The 23581-nt window shown below is 65.9% G+C and carries 19 protein-coding genes and 1 pseudogene; 10 read left to right on the plus strand and 10 right to left on the minus strand.

The genetic code is table 11. From position 1 onward, the window contains the following. The first annotated feature begins 60 nt into the window (after positions 1-60). Positions 61-972, plus strand: coding sequence for an SDR family oxidoreductase (locus tag ACIP0B_RS02035; protein WP_400829410.1), 912 nt, complete (start codon positions 61-63; stop codon positions 970-972). 128 nt (positions 973-1100) lie between these two features. Here the strand turns inward: ACIP0B_RS02035 and ACIP0B_RS02040 are convergent, their stop codons facing one another. The 4 genes from ACIP0B_RS02040 to ACIP0B_RS02055 form a co-directional block, all read right to left on the minus strand. Next, positions 1101-1367, minus strand: a complete 267-nt coding sequence (locus tag ACIP0B_RS02040) for a bacteriocin immunity protein (RefSeq protein ID WP_400829412.1) — start codon at positions 1365-1367, stop codon at positions 1101-1103. Between the two features lie 92 nt (positions 1368-1459). Further along, complete coding sequence (locus ACIP0B_RS02045) at positions 1460-1717, minus strand: immunity protein (protein WP_400829414.1); 258 nt, start codon at positions 1715-1717, stop codon at positions 1460-1462. Next, entirely contained in the window at positions 1717-2007 is a 291-nt protein-coding gene (locus tag ACIP0B_RS02050) for a hypothetical protein (RefSeq protein ID WP_400829416.1), read from the minus strand. Before ACIP0B_RS02050 ends, ACIP0B_RS02045 begins: the two co-directional genes overlap by 1 nt. A 54-nt stretch (positions 2008-2061) precedes the next feature. Continuing rightward, complete coding sequence (locus tag ACIP0B_RS02055; RefSeq protein ID WP_400829418.1) at positions 2062-2514, minus strand: hypothetical protein; 453 nt, start codon at positions 2512-2514, stop codon at positions 2062-2064. A gap of 751 nt (positions 2515-3265) precedes the next feature. Between ACIP0B_RS02055 and ACIP0B_RS02060 the strand changes: the two genes are divergently transcribed. The 4 genes from ACIP0B_RS02060 (at position 3266) to ACIP0B_RS02075 (ending at position 11783) form a co-directional block, all read left to right on the plus strand. After that, a complete protein-coding gene (locus ACIP0B_RS02060) occupies positions 3266-5059 on the plus strand; it encodes a DUF1302 domain-containing protein (protein WP_400829420.1) in 1794 nt (597 codons plus the stop codon). 24 nt (positions 5060-5083) lie between these two features. Further along, positions 5084-6451, plus strand: coding sequence for a DUF1329 domain-containing protein (locus ACIP0B_RS02065; protein WP_400829422.1), 1368 nt, complete (start codon positions 5084-5086; stop codon positions 6449-6451). A gap of 139 nt (positions 6452-6590) precedes the next feature. Then, positions 6591-9146: a LuxR C-terminal-related transcriptional regulator gene (locus ACIP0B_RS02070; protein ID WP_400829424.1), complete on the plus strand. Its 2556-nt coding sequence runs from the start codon at positions 6591-6593 to the stop codon at positions 9144-9146. Positions 9147-9326: 180 nt separating this feature from the next. Continuing rightward, complete coding sequence (locus ACIP0B_RS02075) at positions 9327-11783, plus strand: dermonecrotic toxin domain-containing protein (RefSeq protein WP_400829426.1); 2457 nt, start codon at positions 9327-9329, stop codon at positions 11781-11783. Between the two features lie 23 nt (positions 11784-11806). Here the strand turns inward: ACIP0B_RS02075 and ACIP0B_RS02080 are convergent, their stop codons facing one another. Continuing rightward, positions 11807-12601: an IclR family transcriptional regulator gene (locus tag ACIP0B_RS02080; RefSeq protein WP_400829428.1), complete on the minus strand. Its 795-nt coding sequence runs from the start codon at positions 12599-12601 to the stop codon at positions 11807-11809. Between the two features lie 163 nt (positions 12602-12764). Between ACIP0B_RS02080 and hmgA the strand changes: the two genes are divergently transcribed. The 4 genes from hmgA (at position 12765) to ACIP0B_RS02100 (ending at position 17551) form a co-directional block, all read left to right on the plus strand. Further along, positions 12765-14060, plus strand: coding sequence for a homogentisate 1,2-dioxygenase (gene hmgA, locus ACIP0B_RS02085; RefSeq protein ID WP_400829430.1), 1296 nt, complete (start codon positions 12765-12767; stop codon positions 14058-14060). Positions 14061-14063: 3 nt separating this feature from the next. Next, a complete protein-coding gene (fahA, locus tag ACIP0B_RS02090) occupies positions 14064-15368 on the plus strand; it encodes a fumarylacetoacetase (protein ID WP_400829432.1) in 1305 nt (434 codons plus the stop codon). Between the two features lie 12 nt (positions 15369-15380). Then, positions 15381-16016, plus strand: a complete 636-nt coding sequence (maiA, locus tag ACIP0B_RS02095; RefSeq protein WP_400829434.1) for a maleylacetoacetate isomerase — start codon at positions 15381-15383, stop codon at positions 16014-16016. A 164-nt stretch (positions 16017-16180) separates the two neighbouring features. Then, positions 16181-17551: an MFS transporter gene (locus tag ACIP0B_RS02100; RefSeq protein WP_400829436.1), complete on the plus strand. Its 1371-nt coding sequence runs from the start codon at positions 16181-16183 to the stop codon at positions 17549-17551. A gap of 198 nt (positions 17552-17749) precedes the next feature. Here the strand turns inward: ACIP0B_RS02100 and ACIP0B_RS02105 are convergent, their stop codons facing one another. Further along, positions 17750-18553, minus strand: coding sequence for a SirB1 family protein (locus tag ACIP0B_RS02105; protein ID WP_400829438.1), 804 nt, complete (start codon positions 18551-18553; stop codon positions 17750-17752). Positions 18554-18737: 184 nt separating this feature from the next. Here ACIP0B_RS02105 and ACIP0B_RS02110 point away from each other — a divergent pair, with 184 nt between their 5' ends. Beyond that, positions 18738-19757 carry a Glu/Leu/Phe/Val dehydrogenase dimerization domain-containing protein gene (locus ACIP0B_RS02110; RefSeq protein ID WP_400829440.1) on the plus strand — a complete coding sequence of 340 codons (1020 nt, stop codon included), beginning with the start codon at positions 18738-18740 and terminating at the stop codon, positions 19755-19757. Between the two features lie 186 nt (positions 19758-19943). Here the strand turns inward: ACIP0B_RS02110 and ACIP0B_RS02115 are convergent. The 4 genes and pseudogenes from ACIP0B_RS02115 to ACIP0B_RS02130 all read right to left on the minus strand — a co-directional run. After that, positions 19944-20183: pseudogene (locus tag ACIP0B_RS02115) on the minus strand (YebG family protein); the annotation flags it as partial. Positions 20184-20357: 174 nt separating this feature from the next. Further along, positions 20358-21128, minus strand: a complete 771-nt coding sequence (locus ACIP0B_RS02120) for an SDR family NAD(P)-dependent oxidoreductase (RefSeq protein WP_085578706.1) — start codon at positions 21126-21128, stop codon at positions 20358-20360. A gap of 10 nt (positions 21129-21138) precedes the next feature. After that, positions 21139-22284, minus strand: coding sequence for an NADH:flavin oxidoreductase (locus tag ACIP0B_RS02125; RefSeq protein ID WP_400829442.1), 1146 nt, complete (start codon positions 22282-22284; stop codon positions 21139-21141). Then, the gene (locus ACIP0B_RS02130) at positions 22281-23519 is read right to left on the minus strand and encodes an AfsA-related hotdog domain-containing protein (protein ID WP_400829444.1); all 1239 of its coding nucleotides are present in this window, start codon (positions 23517-23519) and stop codon (positions 22281-22283) included. The genes ACIP0B_RS02125 and ACIP0B_RS02130 overlap by 4 nt, the downstream gene beginning before the upstream one ends. Between the last annotated feature and the right edge of the window lie 62 nt (positions 23520-23581).

A 23581-nucleotide genomic window follows, 5' to 3' on the forward strand; every position in this document is an offset into this window, starting at 1 on the left:
TGCATGCCCGGTGCCTGACACTCGGGCTCTCTGTCCCTCAGGCCTGCTGGAGTCCCTGCGATGAATGAATCTGTGCGTTTCGAAGACAAAGTCGTGATCGTCACCGGAGCCGGCGGCGGCCTGGGGCGGGCCCACGCGTTGCTGTTCGCCAGGCAGGGCGCCAAAGTGCTGGTCAACGACCTCGGCGGATCGGCCCAGGGCGAGGGCGCCAACGCATCGGCCGCCGACCGGGTCGTCGCGGAAATCCGCGAGGCCGGCGGCATCGCCGAGGCCAACCACGACTCGGTCACCGACGGCGACAAACTCGTGCAGAACGCGCTGGATGCGTTCGGCCGCGTCGACGTGGTGGTCAACAACGCCGGGATCCTGCGCGACAAGACCTTCCACAAGATGGACGACGCCGATTGGGACCTGGTCTACCGCGTCCACGTCGAAGGCGCCTACAAGGTCACCCGCGCCGCCTGGCCGCACCTGCGCGAGCAGAACTACGGCCGGGTGATCTTCACCGCGTCGACCTCCGGCATCTACGGCAACTTCGGCCAGTCCAACTACGGCATGGCCAAGCTCGGCCTGTACGGCCTGACCCGCACCCTGGCCATCGAAGGCCGCAAGAACAACATCCTGGTCAACGCCATCGCCCCCACCGGCGGCACCCGCATGACCGAAGGCCTGATCCCGCCGCAGGTGTTCGAACAGCTCAAGCCGGAACTGGTCAGCCCGTTGGTGGTGTACCTGGCCAGCGAAAACTGCCAGGAGACCGCAGGCCTGTTCGAGGTCGGCGGCGGCTGGATGGGCAAGGTGCGCTGGGAGCGCAGCCTGGGCGCCGGGTTCGATCCGCGCGTCGGCTTCTCGCCGCAGGATGTGGCGGCGCACTGGCAGCAGATCTGCGACTTCGAAGGGGCGGCGCATCCGAAGGACAACATCGAGGCGCTGAAGGAGATGATGGGGAACCTGCAGAAGTATTCGCTGTGAGCCCGGCGGCCACCGGGCATGCCGGGTGGCCGGTTCCTGCGTCACGCGTAACGGTTTTCGGCCATGAAGTGCGGGGGCTTCCAGCGGGGCCCCTTTGACAGATGAGGATGCCTGCCCGTTCATGGGCGCTATGTTTCCGTTTTGAATCCGGTTTTTCCGTTGGCGGCGCGCCATTGTTTTATCGTGTTGGTTACCCCGGTGGGGCTGTCCTCTACGCCCACTCTCGGGTCGTAAAGGATTCCGGTTCCATCAGGGTGTTCTGATGTTTTCACGATACTCTCCACTATCGCGTCATGCTCCTTTTCTGAGGAGTAGTCTCCTTCGAACAAGCGCGTGATTAGGGCTTTGTATTCCTGCTCTGTGTATTCCTCGAGCTTTTCCTTGAATCTCATCATGGGGTGGTTTGTTCCTAGGTATTCACTCTTGGAGCGAATTTGCAAAGATACTCAATCTAAGTAGGCGGCCACCGATTTTCTTGGAGGCTGCATCAGGAGTATCGCTTTTCGGTCATGAACCTGGGCGCTTTCCAGTTCGGCCCTTTGATTGCGACCGGCCCCTCGCCATTGGCCAGGATGCCGTCTTCGAAAAGTTTCGCATATGTTTTAAAAAGTTCTCCATTGGCGATGACTTCAAATCTGTATCGCCCGATCAATCGATCCAGGGAAGGATAGGCGAGTCCGATTCCAAAGAACGTCAAAATATCTACGAGCGATTCATTTCTTATGGTTTGCTCAATGGGATCCATCAATCGCGTCCTCTTAAAATGTTCTGGTATATCCGCTGGGCCAATGCGGCGAGCCGCGCCTGTTCGCGGATGCGGATCTCTTCCAGCTCCCTTTCGCGGCGGGCGGCTTCCTCGATCATTTGCCGGCATTGTGCCTCGGCGGCCAGCGCCGCCAGCCGTGCCTGCTCGTTGATCCGGGTCAGCTCGGCGGCGGCCTGCTGCGCTTGCTGCTCGGCGGCGATCCGCGCCCGGTCGTTGGCCTGAACGGCAGCCAGCCAGTTCTGCACATTGGCCTGCTGTTGGTTGAGCATCTGCAGCGACTGCGCCAGCAGCCTTGCCTCGTGGGCCGCCCGGTATGACGCGGATCAGGTCTGGAAGGCGATCCCGTCGGGCCTGAGCGGGCGCTCCATGGTCACGGCCTTTGCCGTGAAGTCGTTCAGCGGCCGGGCCAGAGTGTCGCTGCCGTAGAACACGTTGCCCAGGGCGGTCTGGCGGTGGAGTTCGGCCGTCTTGCGCGCGATCAGCGTGTTGCGCACGCCCAGCTCCCGGACAATCGCCTCGACGGGCGGCAGGGGGTGGGTGGAGACTTCAAGGCGTGCGGCGGCAAGTTCCTGTTCGAGGGTGTGTGCCAGTTGGTTGGATCGGGTCTGAAACTCGCTGTCCAGTGATTGCGCGCTGCCTTTGACGATATGAACGTTGCCCGGAAACGTGTGCGGTTTCTGGAAGGCTCCGCTGTTGCTGACATCGAAGGTCGTGGCCGGCAATGGATTGTAGCCGGGGGGCGCTGTTGCCTTGGTGTGGATGGCGTCCAGTTTCACGGGTGGAGGTCTTTGCATATTCCTGTCCTTTTGAATGTGCGTTGTTTGAACGCTCGTCATTTGAGAGTTGGTTGTTTGAAAGCGTGCAGTCGCTCTGCCATTTAAAGTTACAGGGAAAGTCCCGTGCGCGGATCCGAGAGTCCTGTAAGTTGTTGCAGAAGAATGCGGCAGAAAATTCAACGAAAATAACGAAGTTGGGGTGTTCGTTATTTAAATAAAGAAGTTTCCGATGTTGATTAAGGAAACTTCTGACAGCGGCGGGATGAATGACTAACGCTGAGTCGGCGGCGCAAAAACATCGCCCAAAAAAAAGGCCGCTGCAAACGCAGCGGCCAAGGTAAGACGTTGGATCAAGGAGCTACAAATCAACGTCAGTGAACAGCGGTGCGATGGATCGGAAAGGTTCCGGTTCATCTGAATTCGGTCGCCGATGACCCGCAGGCCATGGACTTCGTGCTTCAAGGCAGTCCGCCGTGAAAGCCCGTTCAGAATAAGGTTTCGGGCCTGTGGGAAAAATACCGATTCCGGACATGCACTGTTACGGGGCATGCAACAGTCCCGCGCACCACGACGGGCATCATGCCCGGCATTGATCGTAGACCATCCAGCCCGTCCATGATCGGCGCAAAGGCCCGCCCCGCAGGGGCATTCATCCTTTCGGGCGACAGCGTGAATACCTCCTTGGTGCGCTTATCGGGCGCGGTGGCGGGGCAGTAGGGTGGAGCCTCCTGTCACTCACCGGGGAAGACGCATGACAAAAACAACAATGCGCGCCATCTTCACACCGCAGGCGTTGGCCGCCGCGGTGGCCTTGGGTTGCTGCGCCCAGGCGCAGGCGGTTTCGTTCAACATCGGGGAAATCGAGGGCACGTTCGACTCGTCCCTGTCGGTCGGCGCCAGCTGGGGCCTGCGCGATGCCGACAAGTCGCTGGTGGGGACGGTCAACGGCGGGACGGGGCAGTCCTCGACCGGGGATGACGGGCGCCTGAACTTCAAGAAGGGCGAGACCTTCTCCAAGATCTTCAAGGGCATTCACGACCTTGAGCTCAAGTACGGCGACACCGGTGTGTTCGTGCGCGGCAAGTACTGGTACGACTTCGAACTCAAGGACGAGGACCGCGAGTTCAAGCCGATCAGCGACAAGGGCCGCAAGGAGGGCGCCAAGTCCTCGGGCGCCGAGATCCTCGACGCGTTCGTCTACCACAACTATTCCATCGCCGACCTGCCGGGCACCGTGCGCGCCGGCAAGCAGGTGGTGAGCTGGGGCGAAAGCACCTTCATCGGCAACTCGATCAACAGCATCAACCCCATCGACGTGTCGGCGTTCCGCCGCCCCGGCGCGGAGATCAAGGAAGGCCTGATTCCGGTGAACATGCTGTTCGCTTCCCAGGGCCTGACCGACAAGCTCACGGTCGAAGGCTTCTATCAGCTGGAGTGGGACCAGACGGTGCTGGACAACTGCGGCACGTTCTTCGGCGTGGACGTGGCGGCGGACGGCTGCACCACCGGCTACACCGTCGGCAACCCGGCGATCGCGCCGCTGGCGCCGTTGGCGGCGGCGTTCGGGCAGCCGATCCAGGTGACCCGCGAAGGCGTGGTGATTCCCCGCGGCGGCGACCGCGACGCGCGGGACTCGGGGCAGTGGGGCACGGCGCTGCGCTGGCTCGGCGAAGACACCGAGTACGGCCTGTACTTCATGAACTACCACAGCCGCACGCCGACGGTCGGCACCACCACCGCCGGGCTCTCGACCTTGGCGGCCCTGCCGGGGATGGTCGGGATCGCCAACGGCATCGCGCCCGGCGCCGGTTCCGGCCTGGCCCAGAGCGTGATGCTCGGCCGCGGCCAGTATTACCTCGAATACCCGGAAGACATCCGCCTCTACGGCGCCAGCTTTTCCACCACGCTGCCCACCGGCACCGCCTGGACCGGCGAGATCAGCTACCGGCCCAACGCCCCGGTGCAGGTCAACACCAACGACCTGACCCTGGCGATGCTCAACCCCATCGCCGGCGGCGCGGCGTCGCCGCTGGCCACCCGTCCCGGCGCCGACAACAAAGGCTACCGGCGCAAGGAAGTGACCCAGGTGCAGAGCACCCTGACCCATTTCTTCGACCAGGTGCTGGGCGCCGAACGCCTGACCGTGGTCGGCGAGGCGGCGGTGGTGCGGGTCGGCGGCCTCGAACCGCGCAGCAAGCTGCGTTACGGCCGCGACTCGGTGTACGGCCAGTACGGTTTCGGCGGCGACACCGGCGGCTTCGTCACGTCCACTTCGTGGGGCTACCGGGCCCGGGCGATCCTCGACTACGCCAACGTGATCGGCGGCATCAACCTCAAGCCCAACCTGTCCTGGTCCCACGACGTCGCCGGGTACGGCCCCAACGGGCTGTTCAACGAAGGGGCCAAAGCGGTCAGCGTCGGGGTCGATGCCGACTACCGCAACACCTACACCGCGAGCCTGAGCTACACCGACTTTTTCGGCGGCGACTACAACGTCCTCGAAGACCGTGACTTCGTGGCCCTGAGCTTCGGCGTGAACTTCTGACCTGCCCGAATAAGGATGAATCCGATGCGCAAGATGATTCTGCAATGCGGCGCCCTGGCCTTGAGCCTCCTGGCGGCCAACGTGATCGCGGCGGTCTCGCCGGAAGAGGCGAACAAGCTCGGCACCAGCCTGACGCCGCTGGGGGCCGAGAAGGCCGGCAACGCCGACGGCTCGATCCCGGCCTGGACCGGCGGCATCCCGAAGAACGCCGGGGCGGTGGACAGCAAAGGATTTTTGGCCGACCCGTTCGCCGGCGAGAAGCCGCTGTTCACCATCACCGCCGCCAACGTCGAGCAGTACAAGGGCAAGCTCTCCGACGGCCAGGTGGCGATGTTCAAGCGCTACCCCGAGACCTACAAGATCCCGGTCTACCCGACCCACCGCACCGTCGCCGTGCCGCCGGAGATCTACGAGTCGGCCAAGCGCAGCGCGCTGAACGTGACCACCATCAACGACGGCAACGGCCTGGCCAACTTCACCGGCAACCGCTACTACGCCTTCCCGATCCCCAAGAACGGCGTCGAGGTGCTGTGGAACCACATCACCCGCTACCACGGCGGCAACCTGCGGCGGATCATCACCCAGGTGACGCCGCAGACCAACGGCAGCTACACGCCGATCCGCTTCGAGGAAGAGATCGCGGTGCCGCAGTTGATGAAGGACCTGGATCCGGAGAAGGCCGCCAACGTGCTGACCTTCTTCAAGCAGTCGGTGACCGCCCCGGCGCGGCTGGCGGGCAACGTGCTGCTGGTGCACGAGACCCTCGACCAGGTGAAGGAGCCGCGCCTGGCGTGGATCTACAACGCCGGCCAACGCCGGGTGCGCCGCGCCCCGCAGGTGGCCTACGACGGGCCGGGCACGGCGGCGGACGGCCTGCGCACCTCGGACAACTTCGACATGTTCTCCGGGGCGCCGGACCGCTACGACTGGAAGCTGATCGGCAAGAAGGAAATGTACATCCCCTACAACAGCTACAAGCTCGATTCGCCGAGCCTCAAGTACGACGACATCATCAAGGCCGGGCACATCAACCAGGACCTGACCCGCTATGAGCTGCACCGGGTCTGGGAGGTGGTCGGCACGGTCAAGCCGAGCGAGCGGCACATCTACGCCAAGCGCCACATGTACCTGGACGAGGACAGCTGGCAGGTGGCGCTGGTCGACCACTACGACGGCCGCGGCCAGCTGTGGCGGGTGGCCGAGGGGCACGCCCAGTACTACTACGATCACCAGGCCCAGGCGTACACCCTCGAAGCGCTCTACGACATCATCGCCGGCCGCTACATCGCCCTGGGCATGAAGAACGAAGAGAAGCACAGCTTCGAGTTCGGCTTCGACGCCAAGGCCGCCGACTACACGCCGTCGGCCCTGCGTTCGGAGGGCGTGCGGTAACGGTTCCGATACACAGGCGGTACAAAAGGCGACCGGGCGGTCGCCTTTTTTATGGGGGCCGATCAGCCTCTTGAATACTTATCAACAAGCGCGCGGGACAGGGCTAGGGTGACGGCACAACGATAAGAAGGCTCGCACGATGACCGTCATGACGCCGTGTCTGGATCCGCCCCGTTTTCTGCCCAGGCTGTCTCCCCATCATCAGTCGCGCAGCCGCCTGAGCGGGCCGTTGCTCGAGGCGACGGCGCGGATCCGTCTGGTCTGCGCGCCGGCCGGCAGCGGCAAGACGGCGTTGATGACTGAGTGCCTGTTGCAGGCGCCGGCGGACTGCACGGTGCATTGGCTGCCCTTGGCGGGCGCGGCGTTGTCCGTCGACGGGTTCTGTCGGCGGCTGGCGCAGGCGCTGGGCGCGCAGGCTTCGGACGAGGCCGCGCTGACGGAGACGCTGGCCCGCTGGCCGACACCGGCCTGGCTGTTCATCGATGACTATTGCCGCCAGCCGGATCCGTTGCTGGACGCCTTGCTCGACCGATTGCTGGCGGCCGGCAGTCCGGCGCTGGTCTGGTGGATCGGATCGCGCCGGCGCCCGTCGTGCAACTGGCCCCGGCTGCTGCTCGACGACGCGCTGTACGAGTGCGAGGCGCACGCGTTGGCGCTGACGCCCAAGGAGCTCGCGCCGGTGCTGCGTCACTTGCCGCCGGAGCAGGCCGAGGCTGTGGCGCAGCGCATCGTCCTGCACACGGGCGGCTGGTGCGCCGGCGTGCGCATGGCGCTGCTGCAAAAGTGCGACTGGTCGCAAAGGGAGCTGCCGCAACAGCGTGCCGACACCCTGCTGGATTATCTGCAGCGCGAATTGTTCAGCAGCCTCACGCCCGAGCTGGCCGAAGCCTGGCGGGTGCTGGCGCATTTTCCGCGCTTCAGCGCCGGGCTCTGCGATCACCTGTTCGGCGCCGGGGAGGGCACGCAGTACTTGAGCACGCTGCAGGCGCTCGGCTGCTTCATCGAGCCGTGGCAGGACTCGGCCGAGTGGCTGCAGGTCTTCCCGGCGCTGTCCCGGTTGATCATGGACGAACACTGGCCGCAGGGGCGTTCCTGGCATCGCCGGGCCTGTCAGTGGTTCACCGCCGAACAGGACTGGAAATCGGCCTTCGAACAGGCGCTGCTGGCCGAAGAGTACGAAGTGGCGGTCAGCCTGCTGCAGCATTTCACCTTCGAGCACCTGTTCGAGGAGCGGACCGTGGCGCTGTTGCTGAGCCTGCATGAGCGCCAGGGCGAGGCGCTGATGCTCGGCTCGCCGCAACTGATCGGCCTGATGACCGCCGCCTTGCTGTTTGCCGGGCGCTTCGGGCAGGCGACGGCCTGGATCGAGCACCTTGGGCGATTCCTTCCTCAGCCGTCGGCGACGCTCCAGCGACAGTTGATCGCCCGTTGGCAGGCGCAGAAAGGCTGGCTGCTGCATTTGCAGGGGCGCATGGAGGCCGCCGGTGAACATTTTCAGGAGGCGTTGGCGGCCCTGGGGGATGACGCCTGGCCGGCGCGTCTGCTGTGCCTGTCGGGGCAGACGCAACAGGCCCTGCTGTGCGCGGACATGGACCGGGCGCAGGCGATCAACCGTGAGGCCCTTCGTCTGGCGCGGGCTCAAGGGTCATTGCTGTTCGAGGGGCTGCTGGAGCTCGATCACGCCCAATGGCTGGAACAGCGCGGGGCGCCGGACCGTGCCGACGGCCTGCTGGCGGACATGCAGCAACTGCTGAGTGCGCGGGGCGAACGTCCGGCGCCGTTGCTGGGCCGCATCGCGCTGCGGCGCGGCCGGCTGGCGCTGGGCATGGGCCAGCAGTCCCGGGCGGCCGGGTTCTTCCGCAGCGGGTTGGACGACTGCCTGCGCAGTCATGACAAACGCGTGCTGTACGGCTTTCTCGGGCTGGCGCAACTGGCGGCCAACCGTGGGGACTACGCCCAAGCCTTCGTGCGCCTGCGCGATGCCGAACGGCTGATGCAGCAGCGGCAGATTCCGGACACGGTCTACCGTGGCGCGCTGCTGCAGGTCAGCAGCCATTTCTGGTTGCAGCAGGGACGGGTGGAGCTGGCATGCGAAGCGCTGAGCCGGGTGCTCAAGCACTATCGCGGCCCGCAGGCATTGCAGGCCCCGCCGGCGACGCTGGCGCTGATTGCGCGGATCGAGTATCTGCTGATGCTCGCCAGGCTCCGGCTCGGCTCGGGGCCCGCCGATGCGGTGGCGCAACTGGACCGCTGGATGGGCCAGGCACAGGCGGGGGGCATGGCGGCCCTGTGCACCGAGCTGCACCTGGCCAAGGCGGAGGCCCTGTGGCTGGGCGGCTGCCGTGCGCAGGCCCTGGAGACCCTGCGCACAGCGATGGCCGGGGTGGAGAAGCATCAGGCCCGGCAAGTGCTGGGCGAGCTGCGTCAGCGTGCCGCGTCCCTGCTGCTGGCGCACGAGGCCGGCCTTGCGGACGGGGAGTCCGGCCCGCTACCCGAAGCCGGCGCACTGAGCCAGCGCGAGCGCCAGGTGCTGGAACTGATCGCGCAAGGGCATTCCAATCAACAGATTGCCGATGCGTTGTTCATTTCATTGCACACTGTAAAAACCCACACTCGGCGCATTCACGCCAAGCTGGGCGTAGAACGCAGGACTCAAGCGGTGGCCAGGGCGAAGTCGATGGGATTGTGGCGGTGAGCAACGGCGGTCCAGGTGACCAAGGGGCCATGAATCTTTACGGGCGTTGTGCGGAGTCATATCCGGTATGACTTGTGCGCATTCTGAATTCTCTTCGCCATGTCCTGCCCGTTTTCGCTGAATTACTGTTTTTCGGGAGCCAGTCAGAAGTGGCTTCGCACATTAATTCAGGGGGCAGACATGAACATGATGAACACGGCACTCCATCCCGTCGACTTGCCCGGGCCGCAGTGGCTGAAGGCCGCCGGGGCGGCCGACCGATTGCGCTACGCAAACCTTGAGGACAGCCTGAGCGCCAGCCGGGCGGAGCTCGTCGCTCGGCTGGGAACGTTCGCCAGCCTGGAGGCCTATGCGCGGCAGGTGGTCGGCGAGGCGTTGCAAAAGAACATCGGGCATCTACCCGAACTTGATCGATGCAAAGTGCATAGCCGGTACGGGTTCAACGTGGCCGGGCGGACAATCGTTCAGGAAGACACGCTGGCGATCGCCGACATGCTGGTGCGGGGCCTGCACGATCCGATGCATGAGGCGCAGCTCTCCGTCCGCTTGCCGGGCATGGATCCGGAGGTGAACCCGGCCTGGCTGATGGAACTCCTGAGCCAGGACGCACGGGCGGAGTTCGCGGCATCCTACCGGGAAGCCCATGAGCGCAGCGACGTGTTGGCCGCCATGAAAGACGTCCTGCGCAACCGGCTCTTGCTGAGTGCGCTGGCGGCGCGGCTGCAAGACCATCTCAGCGATGCCAACCTGGCGCGGATCGAGCGTGCGCTGGCGGGGGATGCGGCGCTGACCGTCGCGTCGTTGCGCCTGCTGCCCCATACCCGTCCCCTCAAGGATCTCGTGGTGATCGGTGACCGAACCGGCGACACCGATGACTGGCTGCTGTACGCCCCCGGTTCGCCCGGGCAACAGGACTGGTACGGCTGGCGTTCGTTCCGGGCGCTGAACCTGGGCATCAGCGGCTGGCTGGCCGTCGACGAGCCGCAGCCCGGCGAGTCGCGAATGCCCCAGGCCAATGAAGCGGGGTGCAGCTACCTCAGCCAGCAATCCCACGCCATGGATCGCGCCTCCCTGGCGGGGTATCTGAAGGCCGTTCCCCTCAAGCCCGCCAACTGGACCGGCGTGACGCTGGCGCCTTCTCCCTACGGCGGCGACGGGGTGCTCGACGGGCTTGTGCACAACGAACGTGCCTGGCTGATCGCGCAGCAGGAAAGCCAGGCCCCTTATGGCTACCGCACCGCACCCCAGGCGCTTCGGCAGCGGTTCACGCGTTTGGGCAGCGAGCTGAAGGCGCTGCACGTGGTCAAGGTGCGCGGTGCCGGACTGCTCGGTTACGAACGCTTTTGCCGCGACCTGATCAAGCAGGAGGCCGAAGCGTTGCTGTTGTCGCAAGGTCAGCGGATCTCGATCGATCCCGATCTGATCTATGTGCAGATCAGCGAACAGCAGAGGATGACGCTCACCGAATTGATTGCCAGCGAAACGCATTTCTATGCCGACGGGGCGGGCCAGCCGCTGTACCCGAGGTTCACGCTGTCCGGCAGGCATGCCCCGTTCACGGGGCTTGATATCCGTCACATCGCCGGGTGGTCGAGGACGTTGCGGCCGGGCGAGAAGTACATCGACCGGCTGCGCACGGTGGACCTGGAGCCGTCGCATCCCGAGGGGGCGCTCAAGCGCGCCGTGCATGTGGGCATCCTGCTGCGGCAGATGGAATCGGCCGCGCTCAACGCCCGGTTCTCCAGCCCCATGCCGCGAACGCACATCGAGGAGATGAACAACGTCATCGAGGCGTTGCGGCAATCGCAGCCCAAGCCGTCGCAGACCGTCACCCTCAACGGTGAATTGCCGGAAAAGGTGCGGGTCAGCGCGCTGTTCCGGCTCCATCTGAAAGGACGCCTGGTGGTGGGCGTCTATGTCTTCCGGTTGGTCGTGGACGGGAAGGCCGAGCCTTACCTGTTCACCCCCGACGCACCGGACGGCCGTGAGCTGCGGCCGTTCGGCGAATTCGTTGCGTCGGTGAAGAGCGGCGGCCTGGGCGATTATTTCTGCCGTCGCGTGGCGGCCCGGCATCAGGCGCAGGTCGGCGCCTACCTCACGGACCTGGAGCAACTGGGCAACTTCACCGAAGCGCCGGCCCTTGAGCCCGACAGCCGCATGAGCGATTTGGGGCGCAGCCATGAGGAACTGATCCGCCAGGTCATTTCCGACGTCGATGACAAGACCGAAAGCCTGAGCGAGATCATCGGCAGACTGGCCTTCGACGCCGTGGTGACGGCCGTCGGGGCCGTCGGTGTCGTCAGTGCGCCCATCGGCATCGCATTGGGCGCGTTCCTGTTCACCAAGAGCCTGGTTCAAGGCGTCGAGGCTTACTCGGAGGGCAACCGGGCCAAGGCGCTGGAGCACTTGAAGACGGCTTTGATCGAACTGGCCTCGCTGGGCAAGGCCGGGGTCGGCAAGCCGGCGCTCAGCGCAATCAAGAAGGACTTCATCGATTTGATTGGGGATGTTTACGCGATCGAAAAACTGGTGGCGGAGGCCGCCGGCCTGCCGCGCCTGCACGAGCGGGTGCTGGAGGCGATCCAGGAGGTTCTGGATGACACGGAAAACACCGCCAGCCGAACCACGCTCATCTGAACGCTGTGGGCGGACGGGGCCTCTCAGGTGACCGGACCTTCGGGCTGATACCCCATCCGCCAACTCACGGCCCGGGCCGCCGCCAGCAGCCGCTGCGCCGCCGGGCCGTTTTCGTCGGCGTGGAACAGCGAGGTCGGGCCGACGATGGTCAGCACGGCGGCGATCTGCCCGACCGCGTTGAACACCGGGGCCGACAGCGCGTCCACCCCCGGCATCAGCAAGCCGTGCACGTGGTGCAGGCCCCGTGCGCGGATCTGCTGGCACAGGCTTGCGTAAGCCTTCTCATCCGCCAGCGGATGCTCATCGACGGCGGTTTCCCGCTCGCGCAGCTCGTCGGTTTCGCGGTGCGGCAGGTAAGCGCTGAAGACCAGGCCGGTGGAGGAACTGAGCAGCGGCAGCACCGAGCCCAGTTGCGTCACCACCGTCACCGCACGCACCGCCGGTTCGATGTGCACCACGGTTGCGCCCTGGTTGCCCCAGACCGCCAGGAAACAGCTTTCGTTGAGTTCGTCGCGCAGTTCCGACAGCGGCAGGGCGGCGACTTTCAGCACGTCCATACTGTTGAGGGCGGCCAGGCCCACGCGCAGCGCCTCGCGGCCCAGACCGTAGTGGTTGGTGGCGGCGTCCTGCTCGGCGAACCCGGAGGCGATCAGCGCCTGCAGATAGCGGTGCACCTTGCTCGCCGGCATCTGCACGTGCTCGGCCAGGCGCGACAGCGAGGTGGCGGGCGACAGCTCGGCCAGCGCCTTGAGGATGTCGGTGCCGACCTCGGCGGAGCGCACTTTCTGTTTGCCGTTGCTGTCGCTGGTCTTTTCCATGGTGCTGCGGTGTCCCGGATCGAATGGGCGTCTTTATAGCTTGACGCTGGATAGCGAGCAAATTACGTTATGCGTAATCGAATTACGACAATAACAACCCCGGCGTGCCAACACCTCTGATCCAGAGCGACGGGCCATGCCGACTCCCTGTTCAGGAGGCTCCATGAACCTCGATTCAGACCTGGCTTACCAGTCCGGTTTCGGCAACGAATTCAGCAGCGAAGCGTTGCCCGGCGCACTGCCCGTCGGCCAGAACTCCCCGCAGAAAGCCCCCTACGGCCTTTACGCCGAACTGTTTTCCGGCACCGCCTTCACCATGGCCCGCAGCGAAGCGCGGCGCACCTGGATGTACCGGATCAACCCGTCGGCCAATCACCCGGCGTTCGCCAAGCTGGACCGGCAACTGGCCGGCGGCCCGTTGGGTGACGTCACGCCCAACCGCCTGCGCTGGAACCCGCTGGACATCCCCACCGAACCCACCGATTTCATCGACGGTCTGGTGAGCATGGCCGCCAACGCCGGCGCCGAAAAACCGGCCGGCATCAGCATTTACGGCTATGCCGCCAACCGCTCGATGGAGCGGGTGTTCTTCAACGCCGACGGCGAGCTGCTGCTGGTGCCGCAACTGGGGCGCCTGCGCATCGCCACCGAACTGGGCGTGCTGGAGGTCGGGCCGCTGGAGATCGCCGTGCTGCCGCGGGGCCTGAAGTTCCGCGTCGAACTGCTGGACGCCCAGGCCCGCGGCTACATCGCCGAGAACCACGGCGCACCGCTGCGCCTGCCGGACCTGGGGCCGATCGGCAGCAACGGCCTGGCCAACCCGCGTGACTTCCTGACCCCGGTCGCCGCCTACGAGAACCTTCGGCAGCCGACCACCCTGGTGCAGAAGTTCCTCGGCCAGCTGTGGGGCGCCGAGCTCGGACACTCGCCGCTGGACGTGGTCGCTTGGCACGGCAACAACGTGCCGTACAAATACGACCTGCGCCGGTTCAACACCATCGGCACGGTCAGTTTCGATCACCCGGATCCGTCGATCTTCACCGTGCTGACCTCGCCGACCAGCGTGCACGGCCTGGCCAACCTCGACTTCGTGATCTTCCCGCCGCGCTGGATGGTGGCCGAGAAGACGTTCCGTCCGCCGTGGTTCCACCGCAACCTGATGAACGAATTCATGGGCCTGATCCAGGGCGAGTACGACGCCAAGGCCGAAGGCTTCGTGCCCGGCGGCGCGTCCCTGCACAGTTGCATGAGCGCCCACGGCCCGGACGGCGAGACCTGCACCAAGGCCATCAACGCTGACCTCAAGCCTGCGAAGATCGACAACACCATGGCGTTCATGTTCGAGACCAGCCAGGTGCTGCGCCCGAGCCGTTTCGCCCTCGACTGCCCGCAACTGCAATCCAATTACGACGCCTGCTGGGCCACGCTGCCCGTCACGTTCGACCCGACCCGGAGATAACCCATGACTCAGACTTCCATCGCCCGCAGTTGGGTCGCCTCGGCCAACGGCCATGCGGACTTCCCGTTGCAGAACCTGCCGCTGGGCGTGTTCAGCGCCGACGGTTCGGCCCCGCGCAGCGGCGTGGCCATCGGCGACCGCATTTTCGACCTGGAGGCGGCGCTGGACGCCGGCCTGTTCGAAGGCGCCGCCCGCGAAGCGGTCGAAGCCACCCGTGGCGGCCAGCTGAATGCGTTCTTCGCCCTCGGCCGCGAGGCACGGGTCGCCTTGCGCGCACGTCTGCTGGAACTGTTCAGCGAAGGCAGCGCCCTGCAGGCCAAGATCCAAGCCCCGGCCGCCAAGCTGCTGCCGCTGGCGGCTGATTGCCGGATGCACCTGCCGGCGCGGATCAGCGACTACACCGATTTCTACGTCGGCATCGAGCACGCGCAGAACGTCGGCAAGCTGTTCCGCCCGGACAACCCGCTGCTGCCCAACTACAAGCACGTGCCGATCGGCTACCACGGCCGGGCGTCCACCGTCCGCGCCTCCGGCACCGATGTGCGCCGTCCGAAAGGGCAAACCCTGCCGGCCGGCGCCAGCGAGCCGACCTTCGGCCCCTGCGCCCGCCTGGACTACGAACTGGAGCTGGGCATCTGGATCGGCCAGGGCAACGAGATGGGCGAGCCGATCGCCATCGGCGACGCCGCCGAGCACATCGCCGGTTTCTGCCTGCTCAACGACTGGTCGGCCCGCGACATCCAGGCCTGGGAATATCAGCCGCTGGGGCCGTTCCTGTCCAAGAGCTTCATCACCAGCGTCTCGCCGTGGGTGGTGACCGCCGAGGCGCTGGAGCCGTTCCGCACCGCGCAGCCGGCGCGCCCGCAAGGCGATCCGCAGCCGCTGCCGTACCTGCTGGACAACCGCGACCAGGCCGGCGGCGCGTTCGACATCGAACTGGAAGTGCTGCTGCTCACCGAAGCCATGCGCGAGCAGAACCTGCCGGCCCACCGCCTGACCCTGAGCAACACGAAATACATGTACTGGACCGTCGCGCAGATGGTCGCGCACCACAGCGTCAACGGCTGCCAACTGCAGGCCGGCGACCTGTTCGGTTCAGGCACCTTGTCGGGTCCGCAAAGCGGCCAGTTCGGCAGCCTGCTGGAGATCACCGAGGGCGGCAAGAAACCGGTCGAGCTGGCCACCGGCGAAGTGCGCAAGTTCCTTGAGGACGGTGACGAAATCATCCTGCGCGCCCGCTGCGCCCGTGACGGTTTCGCCTCCATCGGCTTCGGCGAGTGCCGGGGCAAAGTGCTGGCGGCACGCTGACAGGAGCGGCTCATGGATCTCTACACCTACTACCGTTCCACCTCGTCGTACCGGGTGCGCATTGCCCTGGCGCTCAAGGGGCTCGACTACCGTGCGCTGCCGGTCAACCTGATCGCGCCGCCGGGGGGCGAGCACCGGCAACCGGCGTACCTGGCGATCAATCCGCAGGGTCGGGTGCCGGCCTTGCGCACCGATGACGGCGAACTGCTGATCCAGTCGCCGGCGATCATCGAGTACCTGGAGGAACGTTATCCACAGGTGCCGCTGCTGCCGGAAAACCTCGCCGCCCGCGCCCATGTGCGCGGCGTGGCGTCGGTGATCGGCTGCGACGTGCATCCGCTGCACAACGTCAGCGTGCTCAACCGCCTGCGTCAGTCGGGCCACGACGAAACCCAGGTGACGGAGTGGATCGGCCACTGGATCGGCCAGGGGCTGGCGACGGTGGAACAACTGATCGGCGACGAAGGCTTTTGCTTCGGCGAATGGCCGTGCCTGGCCGACGTCTACTTGATCCCGCAGCTGTACGCGGCCGAGCGCTTCAATGTTTCGCTCGACGCCTACCCGCGGATCCGTCGGGTGGCGGCGTTGGCCGCCGCGCATCCGGCGTTCGTCAAGGCCCATCCGGCGAACCAGCCGGACACCCCTTGAGGCCTCGCGCCGCTCAGCTGTAGGCGCCGGTCCGCTGGCGGTCGCGTTCTCTCAGGCACCTTTCGGGTGACTGACAGATCGCGTTCGCCAGCAGGCTGGCTCCCACACGGAAACACCGGTTCTGTCGCAGCAAACAACCATAAGAACAAAACAGGTACCTTGCGATGCACAACCAGATTGCCAGCTTCCGGGCGGCGCTCGACGCCCGTCCTGTGTCCCGTTTCCAGTGGTCGCTCCTGATCCTGCTTGCCTTGCTGCTGGTCACCGACGGCTACGATGCCCAGGTGCTCGGCTATGTGGTGCCGGCGCTCGCCCAGGACTGGGGGCTTGAGAAAGCCGCGTTCGGTCCGGTGTTCAGCGCCAACCTGCTTGGCCTGACCCTGGGGTCGCTGGCCGTGACGCCCCTGGCCGACCGCTTCGGCGTGCGGCGGATCCTGCTGGCCTGCGTCCTGATCTATGCCAGCCTGACCGTGCTGATGGTGTTCGCCGATTCCCTGGACACCCTGATGGTCGCGCGCTTCATCTGCGGCATCGGCATGGGCGGGGCGATGCCCAGCGCCATGGCCCTGATGTCCGAATATTCGCCGCCGCGCCTGCGCACTTTGATGGTGACGCTGGCCGCCTGCGGTTTTTCGTTCGGCGGCGCGGCGGGCGGGTTCGTCGCTGCCGGTTTCATCGACCGCTTCGGCTGGCAGGCGGTGTTCCTGGCCGGGGGCGTGACGCCGTTGCTGCTGTTCCCGTTCCTGTGGTGGCTGTTGCCCGAGTCCCTGCCGCGGCTGCTGCGCGATGCGCCGCCCTATGCGCGCCTGCGCAAGGTCACCGCGCGGATGCTGCCGGACTGGCAGCCGCCGGTGGCGTCCGTTGAGCAGAACGAGCGCGAGCAGGGCAGCAAGCTGACGGTGGTCGAGCTGTTCCGCAACGGCTATGCACGGCCGACGCTGCTGATCTGGTCGACCTTTTTCGTCAGCCTGATCCTGCTGTATTTCATGATCAGCTGGCTGCCGTCGCTGCTGCTGGAAAGCGGCCTCGCGCTCAAGGAAGCGAACCTGGTGACCTCGATGTTCCTGTTCGCCGGCACCGTGGGGGCGATCTGCATGGCCTGGTTCGCCGACCGCCTCAAGCGCAAGGTGCGCCTGCTGTCCGGCGTGCTGGCCGGGGCGGCGCTGTGCACGGTGCTGCTCGGCCTCAACCACGACAATCCCCGCTATCTGGTGGCCTTCGTCTTTGCGGCGGGGTTCTGCATCATCGGCGGGCAACTGACGCTCAACGCCTTCGCCAGCAACTTCTACCCGGCGCACGTGCGCGCCACCGGCACCGGTTGGGCGCTGGGGGTGGGGCGCTTCGGTTCGATCCTCGGGCCGCTGTTCGGCAGCCTGCTGCTGGCGATGCACATTCCGGTGCAGCAGATTTTCTTCTTCTGCGCGGTGCCGGCGGTGATCGCCGCCTTGCTGATCATCCAGGTGCGTTCGCCCGTCGACCCCGGCCGATCCGATGTGGGAGCCGGCCTGCTGGCGAAGAACGATCACGCGGTTTGAGTGACAGTCCGCAGCGCCTGGAATCGCCAGCAGGCTGGCTCCCACAAAGGTATGGCTGGCACAAAGGCTCGGCAGGTGCAGCCGCTTTTCTGTGGGAGCCAGCCTGCTGGCGATGAACGATGATGCGGTTTGACTGACAGTTCGCGGCGTCCGGAATCGCCAGCAGGCTGGCTCCCACAGAGGTTCGTTCCTGCATGTTCAGTGGACGATCGAGTTGGGCGGCAGGTGGCCCAGGCGTTCGGTCAGGCGCAGCCGCTGGATCGGATCGTCGCTGAGCAGCAGGGCGCGCTCCAGGTCGAAGCGTTCGGCATTGGGGCAATCGAGGCGCTGGTACAGGCTGGCGCGGGCCAGGTAGTCGGCGACGTTGGCGTCGCCCAGTTCGAGCACGCGCTCGGCGTCGATCAGGGCGGCGATGAAATCGTCGTGGGTCAGGTGCAGCTGACGCAGGTTGCGCGACAGGCGCTGCAGCATCTGCTGCGGTTCGGCGGTCTGCAGATGCTCGGCGTTCAGTTTCATGTCCGGGCCGTACTGGCGGTGCAGCAGTTCGCGGCAATCGTTGGGGTAGAGCCGACGTCCGCCGCAGGGATCGAGCAAGTGGTCGGCGCCGGGCACCCGCAGCAGGAAATGCCCCGGAAAGTTGACGCCGGCCAGCGGGATGCCCAGCCTGCGGGCCAGTTCCAGGGCGATCAGCGCCAGGGCCAACGGCTGGCCGCGACGGGTCTGCAGCACTTTGTGCAGCAAAGCGGCCTGAGGGCGCAGCGGCGAGAAGTCGTCCTGGGCGAACCCCAGGTCATTCATCCGCCGCAGCAGCGGCTGCGCCAGTTCGCCGGCCGGCAGCATCGGCAGGCCGGCGCCGACGTGCTGCTGCAGTTCCATGAGGTCGCGCAGCAACGCTTCGGGATCGACGGCCTTGTCGTGTTCCGCCGCGATCCACAGCGCAGCCTCGAACAGCGCGGGCGGCGAACGGTGCAGGCAGTCGAAGAAACGTTGGCGCGGGCTCATCACAATCTCCGTTGAATGCCTCGTTGTAGCCCCCTCCTTGCCATTCGTCCAGTGCGCCGCCGCTCTGGCATCGGGTTATGCCGCGAAGCGTTGCCCGGCGCCTGCGCTTATTCCGGCGCGCTTCAGCAATTTTCAGGCGCAAGCCTATACTGGCGACTACCGCAAGTGATTCGGGAGCCCGTCGATGTTCGCTCTCATGCAAAGCACCCGCCTGGAATCGCTGCACCTCAGCGTCGACCCGGAGTCCGGGTTGAAGGCGGTCATTGCCATCCACAACAGCCGTCTGGGGCCTGCCCTGGGCGGGTGCCGCTACCTGGCCTACCCCAGCGACGAGTCCGCGGTCGAGGACGCCGTCCGCCTGGCGCGGGGCATGAGCTACAAGGCCGCCCTGGCCGGTCTGGCCCAGGGCGGCGGCGTCGCCGTCATCGTGCGGCCGGCCCATGTGGAGAACCGCGCCGCCCTGTTCGAGGCGTTCGGCCGCTGCATCGACCAGCTCGACGGCCGCTACATCACCGCCATCGACAGCGGCACGTCGGTGGCGGACATGGACTGCATCGCCCAGCAGACCCAGCATGTCACCAGCACCACCTCCGCCGGCGATCCGGCGCCCCATGCCGCAATGGGCGTGTTCACCGGCATCCGCGCCACGGCCATGGCGCGGCTGGGCAGCGACAACCTCGAGGGCCTGCGCGTGGCGATCCAGGGGCTGGGCAATGTCGGGTTCGCCCTGGCCGAGCAACTGCACGCCGCCGGTGCCGAGCTGCTGGTCAGCGACATCGACCACGGCAAGGTGCAACTGGCGATGGAGCAGCTCAACGCCCATCCGATCGCCAACGACGCGCTGCTCAGCACACCGTGCGACATCCTCGCGCCGTGCGGCCTGGGCGGTGTGCTCAACAGCCACACGGTGTCGCAGTTGCGCTGCTCGGCGGTGGCGGGCTCGGCGAACAATCAGCTGTCGCACCTGGACATGGCCGACCAGCTGGAGCGACGGGGCATCCTGTATGCGCCCGATTACGTGATCAACGCCGGCGGGCTGATCTACGTGTCGCTCAAGCACCGGGGCGAGGAGTTGGCCACCATCACCGCGCACCTGTCGAAGATCAGTTCGCGCCTGACCGAGGTGTTTGCCCATGCCCAGGCGGAAAAGCGTTCGCCGGCACGGGTGGCGGACGAACTGGCGGAACGCGTGCTCTACCGCTGAGGCTCAGGTTGCCCCGGACATGAAAAGGCCCCGGACCGTTGGGTCCGGGGCCTTGTTCGATTCGGGCAGCGGTTACTTGGCGGCCTTCGCTGCCTTGACCGGCTTGGCCGGCGCCTCCACCGGCTCGGCCGGTTCGGTCGCTTCGGCCTCCGGGGCTTTCCCGGCAGGCGTCGTCGGCGCGTTGATCAGTTCCGACAGCGCATCGGGCTGGCTCTTGAACGCCTTGGCGAACACGTCGCGGTTCTTCGCCATGTAGATCCCGACTTCTTCCACTTGCTGCTCGTTCAACGACGGAACGGCCTTCTGCAACACTTCGGACAGCAGTTCCGCCAGTTCGAGCATCTTGTCATGACGGTCAGCTTCGGCTTTATCCATGAACAAGCGCTCCAGGTCTCGGCTGCTGCGGTATACCACTTCGACGGCCATTCACCACCTCACATGCCTTCACGTTGGTTGTACTGTATCTATATACAGCGAAAGGATAGGCGAATCCCTTCGCTTTGGGTAGTGGCTTTTCAATGTAGACCGGATCCGGCGCTTTTCCCGGGCGCAAACGCAACGACCCGCCGTGGGCGGGTCGTCGGGCAGGACGGGGCCGGGTCAGAACTTGCCGCTGGCGTACCCTCCGTCGATGGGCATGATCACGCCGGTGACGTAGGACGACTGGTCGCTGAGCAGCCAGAGCACCGCGTTCGCCACTTCATCGGCGGTGCCGAAGCGCTTCATGGAGGTGACGTTGATCTTGCGTTGGGTGTTTTCCGGCGCGGCCTGCAGGCGGGCCTCGCTGTTCATGCCGCCGAGGATCGGGCCGGGGGCCACCGCGTTGACGCGGATGCACCCGCCGTCCGCCAGCCGGGCGTTTTCGATGGACGCCACCTGGGTCATGCCGTTGATCGCCTGCTTGCTGGCGACATAGGCCACCTGGCCGCCGATCGGCACCACGCCGGCGCAGGACGAGGTGTTGACGATGGAGCCCCGGCCCTGGTCGAGCATCAGCCGCAGTTCGTGGCGCAGGCTGTGGTAGGTGCCGTTGACGTTGATGCTCATCACCTTCGCCCAGTCGTCCGGGCACGACTCCGCCACGGCGCCGTAGCGGGCCGTCACGCCGGCGTTGTTGAAGGCGCAGTCGAGCCGGCCGTAGAGGGTGCGGATGCGCCCGAAGGCCTGTTCGACCTGCGCCGGGTCGGCGACGTCGCAGGGGATGAAGCGGCAGCGCTCACCCAGCCGGTCCGCCACCTGCGCGCCTTTTTCCTCGTCCCTGCCGAACACGATCACCTCGGCGCCGGCCTTGATCAGGCGTTCGCTGACCGCCTCGCCGATGCCGCTGGTCCCGCCTGTCACCAGGCACACTTTTGCTGTGAAGTCGTACATGGTCACGTCCTTATGCCAACGAAGGCCTCAAGTATTTGGGGTTCACGCAGCAATACACCCGGTCCAGGCGCGGATTGCTCTTGTCGCTGAAGCACTGGCTGTCCCAGCGGCATTTGTGGATCTCGGCCGAACGGCCCTGCAGCGTCTTGTTGATCAGGTCGTTGTCGGCGAACAGCGCGCGGGACATCCCCACCCAGTCGCACACGCCTTCGCCCAGCAGGCGTTCGGCCTTGTCCAGGCCGTCGGTGAACCCGGCGTAGCCCACCGGCACCGTCGACACGGCCCTGATCGCCTTGACCCCGGCCTGCAGGTAGTCGTCCATGGCCGAGGAGTGATGGATCAGCTGGCCGAAGGTGGCGCCGATGCACATCGAGCATTCCAGCGCCGCCACGCCGGCCTGGCAGAGGGCCTGGACGGTTTCCTTGATGTCCGGGTATTGCAGCCCCTCGTCACCCAATTGGTCGTCGATGCCCAGCCGGATGGTGACGATCAGCTTGCCCTGGGTGCGCTCGCGGATCGCGCGGACCACTTCGAGCAGCAGGCGCGCGCGGTTTTCCTGGCTGCCCCCGTAGCGGTCCGTGCGCTTGTTGGTGTGGGGCGACAGGAAGCTGCTCAGCAGGTAGCCGTTGGACGCCTGCAACTGCACCAGTTGCGCACCGTTGATCCAGGCCAGCCAGGCCGAGTGGGCGAACTGCTCGATCACCTGGGCGATGTCCGCTTCGTCCATGACCCGCACCCGATAATCCGGATCGAGCTTGGACACGCGCGGGCAAGGCACGCCGCTGGGCGTCAGCACGGGCACCCCGGTGTTCGTCGTGGTGCCCTGGCCGCCATAGTGCTGGAGCTGGACGCCCACCGGGGTGCCGACGCGTTCGGCCATCTCGAACATGGCCTTGAGCGACTCGCCCTGGTGCGGCTCGAACAGGGCCAGGCCGGTGCTTTGCAGGCGGGACTGGGGCGACACCGTGGCGTTGCACAGGAACGCCATCGAGCAGCCGCCCTCCATGATGCCTTGGTAGAACTCGACCATGGCGGGCGTCACGCAGCCGCTGCGGTCGGCCAGGTCCACGCCCATCGAGGCGAAGAACAGCCGGTTGCGCAGCGTCAGCCCGCCCTTCAGGTGCAGCGGTTCGAGCACGTTGGGATAGGCGGTCATGGCTCTGTCCTCTGCTCGGGCATCGCCGACGCCGGGTTCAGGTTCATCCACAGCGGCTGCCCGAACTCGGCGACCGGCACGGTTTCCTCATGGGAGAAGTAGGTGAACTGCTTGAGCACTTCCCGCCACTTGAACCGCAGCTGCGAATCCAGCTCCGCCAGTTGCAGCCGGAGCAGGCCGTCCGTCGAGGCCGCGTGGGGCCTGACCGTCTGCACCGGCAGGCAGACCATGCCTTCGTTTTCCAGGTACAGGTACGCATGGCCCTGCGCCGGCGCGTCGAGCGGGCTGTCGCTGCGCACTTGCAGGCCGGCCATCGACAGCAGTTCCAGGCGGCCGGTCAGGTGGCGGCCGGACTCCAGGCGCACCAGCACTTCCTGGCGGATGCCCTTGAGCGGCCGGAACCACAGGCCCGGGTCGATGTTGATGTTCCGCATGCGCTTGAACACGGGCATCTTGATGACTTCCCCGTGGAGCCGGATGTCGGCCACCAGTTCGCCGCGCTGGTAGAACCGCGCGCGCTTGTCCACCTTGCGCGCCCGGGACGGCGCGAGCCCGTCGTAGTCGCCCACCAGCACGTCGACCTGGAAGGACGACTCGGTGTAGCGGGGGAAGCTGGACATCAGGTCGACGATGGAGATCGAGACCTCGCCGCGGGCGTAGCCGCTGTGCTCGTAGAAGTGCGCGTACATGGCCTGCCGGGCGACCTCGATCAGCATCAGGCCGGGCACGTGTTCGTGGTGCTTGCGGTAGAAGAAGTAGTTGGCGGTGTCGTTGAACAGGGTGAAGCACAGCAAGCCTTGCTGCGGGCAGCCGTCCAGGCCCTTGAGGATGTCGTGCACCCGGCGCCGCTGGCCGACGTCCAGCGGCGCTTCGCAGCCCGGCAGCTGCGCCAGCTTGGCTTCGGTGCTTTCCGGTATCCAGACACCGCTCAGGATCAGGTGGTCGGTGGCCTTCTCGTAATGGATCAGCAGCTCCGGCAGTTCCGCCGAGAGGCCGGCCTGCTCCAGCTCGTCCAGGCCGATCACCGTCGGCAGCGAGCGCAGCACCAGCCGGTCGCTGTCGGCGCGGTACGCCCGGTTCACCGCCTCGCTCTGCGCCGGCCCGAGCTCCGCCCGCGCGACGATCCCGGCGTCCAGCCAGGCGGGCAGCAGGTGGCGGGCGTCGTATATCAGCACGTCGTCATCGTGGCCCTTGTGCACGATGTCCTTTGCGACTTTCCTTTCCATGTCGATCATGATCATCCCTCAGTGTTGAACGTAGGTTTTCGGCAGTTGCTTTCCATGTCGCAAGATCGATC

This window comes from Pseudomonas sp. NPDC089534, from assembly GCF_044749305.1.
Lineage (GTDB): Bacteria > Pseudomonadota > Gammaproteobacteria > Pseudomonadales > Pseudomonadaceae > Aquipseudomonas > Aquipseudomonas ekonensis.

What these genes read in the sequence shown, in the direction of transcription:
- ACIP0B_RS02035 (WP_400829410.1), top strand. Translation starts at nt 61, where the DNA reads ATGAATGAATCTGTGCGTTTCGAAGACAAAGTCGTGATCGTCACCGGA.
- ACIP0B_RS02040 (WP_400829412.1), bottom strand. Translation starts at nt 1,367, where the DNA reads ATGATGAGATTCAAGGAAAAGCTCGAGGAATACACAGAGCAGGAATAC.
- ACIP0B_RS02045 (WP_400829414.1), bottom strand. Translation starts at nt 1,717, where the DNA reads ATGGATCCCATTGAGCAAACCATAAGAAATGAATCGCTCGTAGATATT.
- ACIP0B_RS02050 (WP_400829416.1), bottom strand. Translation starts at nt 2,007, where the DNA reads ATGCTCAACCAACAGCAGGCCAATGTGCAGAACTGGCTGGCTGCCGTT.
- ACIP0B_RS02060 (WP_400829420.1), top strand. Translation starts at nt 3,266, where the DNA reads ATGACAAAAACAACAATGCGCGCCATCTTCACACCGCAGGCGTTGGCC.
- ACIP0B_RS02065 (WP_400829422.1), top strand. Translation starts at nt 5,084, where the DNA reads ATGCGCAAGATGATTCTGCAATGCGGCGCCCTGGCCTTGAGCCTCCTG.
- ACIP0B_RS02070 (WP_400829424.1), top strand. Translation starts at nt 6,591, where the DNA reads ATGACCGTCATGACGCCGTGTCTGGATCCGCCCCGTTTTCTGCCCAGG.
- ACIP0B_RS02075 (WP_400829426.1), top strand. Translation starts at nt 9,327, where the DNA reads ATGAACATGATGAACACGGCACTCCATCCCGTCGACTTGCCCGGGCCG.
- ACIP0B_RS02080 (WP_400829428.1), bottom strand. Translation starts at nt 12,601, where the DNA reads ATGGAAAAGACCAGCGACAGCAACGGCAAACAGAAAGTGCGCTCCGCC.
- hmgA (WP_400829430.1), top strand. Translation starts at nt 12,765, where the DNA reads ATGAACCTCGATTCAGACCTGGCTTACCAGTCCGGTTTCGGCAACGAA.
- fahA (WP_400829432.1), top strand. Translation starts at nt 14,064, where the DNA reads ATGACTCAGACTTCCATCGCCCGCAGTTGGGTCGCCTCGGCCAACGGC.
- maiA (WP_400829434.1), top strand. Translation starts at nt 15,381, where the DNA reads ATGGATCTCTACACCTACTACCGTTCCACCTCGTCGTACCGGGTGCGC.
- ACIP0B_RS02100 (WP_400829436.1), top strand. Translation starts at nt 16,181, where the DNA reads ATGCACAACCAGATTGCCAGCTTCCGGGCGGCGCTCGACGCCCGTCCT.
- ACIP0B_RS02105 (WP_400829438.1), bottom strand. Translation starts at nt 18,553, where the DNA reads ATGAGCCCGCGCCAACGTTTCTTCGACTGCCTGCACCGTTCGCCGCCC.
- ACIP0B_RS02110 (WP_400829440.1), top strand. Translation starts at nt 18,738, where the DNA reads ATGTTCGCTCTCATGCAAAGCACCCGCCTGGAATCGCTGCACCTCAGC.
- ACIP0B_RS02120 (WP_085578706.1), bottom strand. Translation starts at nt 21,128, where the DNA reads ATGTACGACTTCACAGCAAAAGTGTGCCTGGTGACAGGCGGGACCAGC.
- ACIP0B_RS02125 (WP_400829442.1), bottom strand. Translation starts at nt 22,284, where the DNA reads ATGACCGCCTATCCCAACGTGCTCGAACCGCTGCACCTGAAGGGCGGG.
- ACIP0B_RS02130 (WP_400829444.1), bottom strand. Translation starts at nt 23,519, where the DNA reads ATGATCGACATGGAAAGGAAAGTCGCAAAGGACATCGTGCACAAGGGC.